This window comes from Ruegeria spongiae, assembly GCF_023502395.1.
Lineage (GTDB): Bacteria > Pseudomonadota > Alphaproteobacteria > Rhodobacterales > Rhodobacteraceae > Ruegeria_C > Ruegeria_C spongiae.
This window is the reverse complement of sequence record NZ_JAMFMB010000066.1, coordinates 1-4,074: the sequence shown is the minus strand read 5'-3', so window position 1 is coordinate 4,074 and position 4,074 is coordinate 1. Positions and strand designations below refer to the sequence as shown.

Genomic DNA, 4,074 nt, shown 5'->3' with positions numbered 1-4,074 from the left:
GACATGACCTAGGTAGGCCTGTAAACGGTCCAATAGGTAGCCAAGGCCCGACTGATGCGTTGTGATCATATAATGTTCATGCCCCGTCCTCATTCCATTCTTTTTTTTGAGCGACATTAATGCTAGGATAATATTATTGTTTGGTTTTTTGTTCTAAGGTTTGGGTATTGATGTCGTTGCTTCTCCGCGGTGTCGCGTTGGCCCCCTTTGTTTTTCTGTTTGGTTGGACACAGCCAATAATGGCGCAGGGCTCGGGTGGCGAGGTCGCGCCGTTGGATAGTGCAGACAGAACTGATCCGCTTTCGCACGAAGTGGCGTCGTTTCAAAACATCATTGCAGGGCTCGAAGACGACGCCAGAATGGCGGAGAACATGCTGGAAGCAACCCGCTCGCAACTCAAGACGGCACTGGCAGAAGTCGGCAGGCTTTACGAAAATATTGATGATCTTCGAAATACCGAGGCAGAATTCCATGACCGCATAGACGCAGCCTTTGCAGAGCTTCAAAGTCTGCGCTCCGAGAAGCTGGCGCTGCGGCAGGATCTGATGGGATCACAGGACGCCATCAAGCCGGAGCGTTCGGAAATGCCCTCGGGCGATGAAGCTCTTTCTGAAGGGGTGGAATCGGCAATGGTGGAACTGACCTCGCTGAGCGCTGAGATTGAGCGCTTGCACCAGACCCGAAGTGAGTTGGAAGCGCAGGTCGCCAAGGCCGAAGAGGCACGAGTCGCGGCGGAACAGCAGGCGGCAGTGGCGGACGAAACAGTTGCCACGCAGCAGGCGGCGGCAGAGGCCGACATTCAATCTGTGCTGACCGAGAAAGACACGGCCCTGGCGCAGGCCGAAACGGCCAAGGCCGAACTGGCCTCGCTAAGTGCAGAGGTTGACCGCCTGCGCCAGACCCGAAGCGATCTGGAAGCGCAGGTCGCAAAGATCGAGGAGGCGCGGGCGGCTGCAGAACAGCAGATGAAAGAGGCGGTGGTGGCGACCGAAACGGTTGCCGCGCAGCAGGTGGCGGCAGAAGCCGACATTCAAACCGCGCTGACCGAGAAAGACACGGCCCTGGCGCAGGCCGAAACAGCCAAGGCCGAACTGGCCGCGCTAAGCGCTGAGGTTGACAGCCTGCGCCAGATCCAAAGCGATCTGGAGACTCAGGTCGCAAAGGCCGAAGAGGCACATGAGGCGGCGGAACAGCAGGCGCAGGAGGCGGCGGTGGCGCAGGCTGACATTCAATCTGTGCTGACCGAGAAAGACACGGCTCTGGCGCAGGCCGAAACGGCCAAGGCCGAACTGGCCTCGCTAAGCGCCGAGGTTGACCGCCTGCACCAGACCCGAAGCGATCTGGAAGCGCAGGTCGCAAAGATCGAGGAGGCGCGGGCGGCTGCAGAACAGCAGATGAAAGAGGCGGCGGTGGCGACCGAAACGGTTGCCGCGCAGCAGGTGGCGGCAGAAGCCGACGTTCAATCGGCGCTGACCGAAAAGGACAAGCTGGTGGCGCAGGCCGAAACAGCCAAGACCGAACTGGCCGCGCTGAGCGCTGAGGTTGACCGCCTGCGCCAAACCCGAAGCGATCTGGACGCACAGGTCGCAAAAGCCGAAGAGGTGCGCGTCGCGGCGGAACGGCAGGCACAAGAGGCGGCGGTGGTGCAGGCTGACATTCAATCTGCGCTGACCGAGAAAGATACGGTCGTGGCGCAGACCGAAACGGCCAAGACCGAACTGGCTTCATTGAGCGCCGAGGTTGACCGCCTGCGCCAGACCCAAAGCGATCTGGAAGCGCAGGTCGCTCAGGCCGAGGAGACACGTGCGGCGGCGGAACAGCAGGCGCAGGTTGCAGCAGCGAACCGCGATGCGATCGCGGCGCAGCGGGAGGCCAAGAAAGCTGAAATCCAGACCACCCTTGCCGAACTCGCCGCGTTGGAGACAAACACGGCAGATCTCAGGTCTCAACTCAGTTCTCTGCGGGCTGAACGGCAAAAGACACAAGCCGCTGTCGACGCGTTGAAGGCGGGATCGCAGCCCGCTCAAGCACCGATCCAGGCGGAACCGGCCCAAACCGCAACCAGACCGACGCAGCGCCGGGCAGCCCCGTTGCCGTCGGCGCAGGTCAGGCGCGCGATTGCGACAGCGCCGGGGTTGAGCGGGGTTTCCGTGGAACGACGTGCTGAATTGCAGGAGCTTTTGACGGAAGGTGTCTGCACACATGACGCGTTGAATGCCGTTTTCAACACGATCAACCGCCAGACCCTCGCCTCATTGGTCCGCGATCTGGGCCGTTGCTGAGAAATCCGAAATCAGGGGACAGGAAGAAAAATGAAGAACTTTGCAAAACGATCGCTGCAGCTTTTGGGGGCTGTTCTGGTCATGTGCTTCGGTCCCAACAGTATCGAAGCGCAGGAATTCGAGAAAAACATTCTGACCGGTGGCCCGACCGGCACTTATATTCAGATCGGTCGTGACATCTCGAATCTGATGGCCGGTTGCGGGCAGACATTGATCGTCAATGAAAGCGCCGGTTCTCTGGAGAACTTTCTGGGCGTGCGCAGGCGCCGGGCAACGCAGTTCGGGATCGTGCAAAGCGACGTTCTTGAATATCTCAAGACTTATTCCGCCAACGACCCCGACATTGCCCGGGCGATTGCCGGTGTCAGGATCGCCTTCCCGCTCTATAACGAAGAGGTCCATATTCTGGCCTCCAAAGACCTTGGTTCGGTTGCAGACCTGAACGGCAAGCGCGTTGCCGTGGGTGTTGCCGATAGCGGCACGTTCCTGACCGCATCGCTGCTGCTGGATCTGGTCGGTGTCGAAGCCGGAGAGACTCTGACGATCGGACCGGATGAATCGATGGCGCGCCTGAAAAACGGCGAGATCGATGCATTCTTCTACGTTGCCGGAGCGCCAGCCAGTTTGTTTGCAGATTCGGGCCTGGATGCATCGAAATTCCATCTGCTGCCGATTGTCGATCCGGTACTGCAGGCGGTCTACACGCCGGTGCAGATACCCGCAGGCACGTATGATTTCATATCCGATCCGCTTGATACCGTCGCCGTGAAGGCGGTGTTGATGACATATGAGTACGAAAGGCGCCGAAACAATTATCACCGGCTCAGCTGCGATGCGGTTGCGGATGTGTCGAACCTGATCCTGAACCAGTTTTCGGCGCTGCAGCAGATCGGACACCCCAAATGGGGGCAGGTTGACCTGAACGACCTGCCGCCCGGATGGGATATCGGGTCATGTGTCAACCGGGGACTTGACGTGAACTATGTGCCCAATTGCCGTCAGGAGCCTGCGGCATCCCTTCCCGACAGCCCTGCAAACGCAGCCTATCGTGAACGTATCTGCGCGGCGATTGGCTGCTGACATCCTTGCAGGCGTCCCGCCAGTAACTCGGCAAACCGGTTGCCGGCGGGATCGGGCGTTGCTCGGTGGGGGCTGCTGATCGAATAAAACGATGGCGTGGCAAAAACGGGGACATTAGGGCTTTTCAAACCCGTTTCGCATCGCTAGGTAGGCGCACGGTCCGGGGCGTGGCGCAGTCTGGTAGCGCACCTGTTTTGGGTACAGGGGGTCGTGAGTTCGAATCTCGCCGCCCCGACCACTTGAAATCTCAGGATTTCCGATAGTTCTGTGTGACTACAAACGCTTGGGAAAGATTCATAGTGGACTGAATAGATCGGTTCGCATTCGAGGGCGAACGCGGGGAACCGCGGGAACAGCTCAAAAAAGTGAAACGAAAGTGAGGTCGTTTGCGGGAAATCAGATGATTCTGAGTCACCTCTTTCTTCGCTAATTTCTTCAGTGCATTCGTCATCGCGATGCGTTGCCCAAAAAACGGTGTTTGTTCCAATGGTTCGATAACCAAGGATAGGCAGGGTGTTGGCCAGTCAATTCGAGTAGTAACTCCGACCAGTCAATCGTGATGTATTTATTGATTGCGCAAGTAAGGGTACAGAGTTGTCCAAAGCAGGTCTCAATCGATGGCAGGCTCGGGCGGGTGGTTTAGATTTGCATTAATGCTTCAAGCCCAGGCCACATTGGGCCCGCCGCTGGCGAAGCAAGTACCCAAATTCGA

Annotated in this window: 2 protein-coding genes and 1 tRNA gene; all 3 read left to right on the top strand. The window is 58.4% G+C overall.

Annotated features, from left to right (window positions below; translation table 11 throughout):
• The first annotated feature begins 371 nt into the window (after positions 1–371).
• The 3 genes from M3P21_RS22135 to M3P21_RS22125 all read left to right on the top strand — a co-directional run bounded on the left by M3P21_RS22135 (position 372) and on the right by M3P21_RS22125 (position 3,600).
• Entirely contained in the window at positions 372–2,282 is a 1,911-nt protein-coding gene (locus M3P21_RS22135) for a coiled-coil domain-containing protein (RefSeq protein ID WP_249713678.1), read from the top strand.
• A gap of 30 nt (positions 2,283–2,312) precedes the next feature.
• Positions 2,313–3,362 (top strand): TAXI family TRAP transporter solute-binding subunit, encoded by a 1,050-nt coding sequence (locus M3P21_RS22130; protein WP_249713677.1) that lies wholly within the window; start codon positions 2,313–2,315, stop codon positions 3,360–3,362.
• Between the two features lie 161 nt (positions 3,363–3,523).
• A tRNA-Pro gene (locus M3P21_RS22125) sits at positions 3,524–3,600 on the top strand.
• The last annotated feature ends 474 nt before the right edge of the window (positions 3,601–4,074 follow it).

Coding starts and splice junctions, on each gene's coding strand:
- M3P21_RS22130 (WP_249713677.1), top strand. CDS start 2,313: ATGAAGAACTTTGCAAAACGATCGCTGCAGCTTTTGGGGGCTGTTCTG.
- M3P21_RS22135 (WP_249713678.1), top strand. CDS start 372: ATGCTGGAAGCAACCCGCTCGCAACTCAAGACGGCACTGGCAGAAGTC.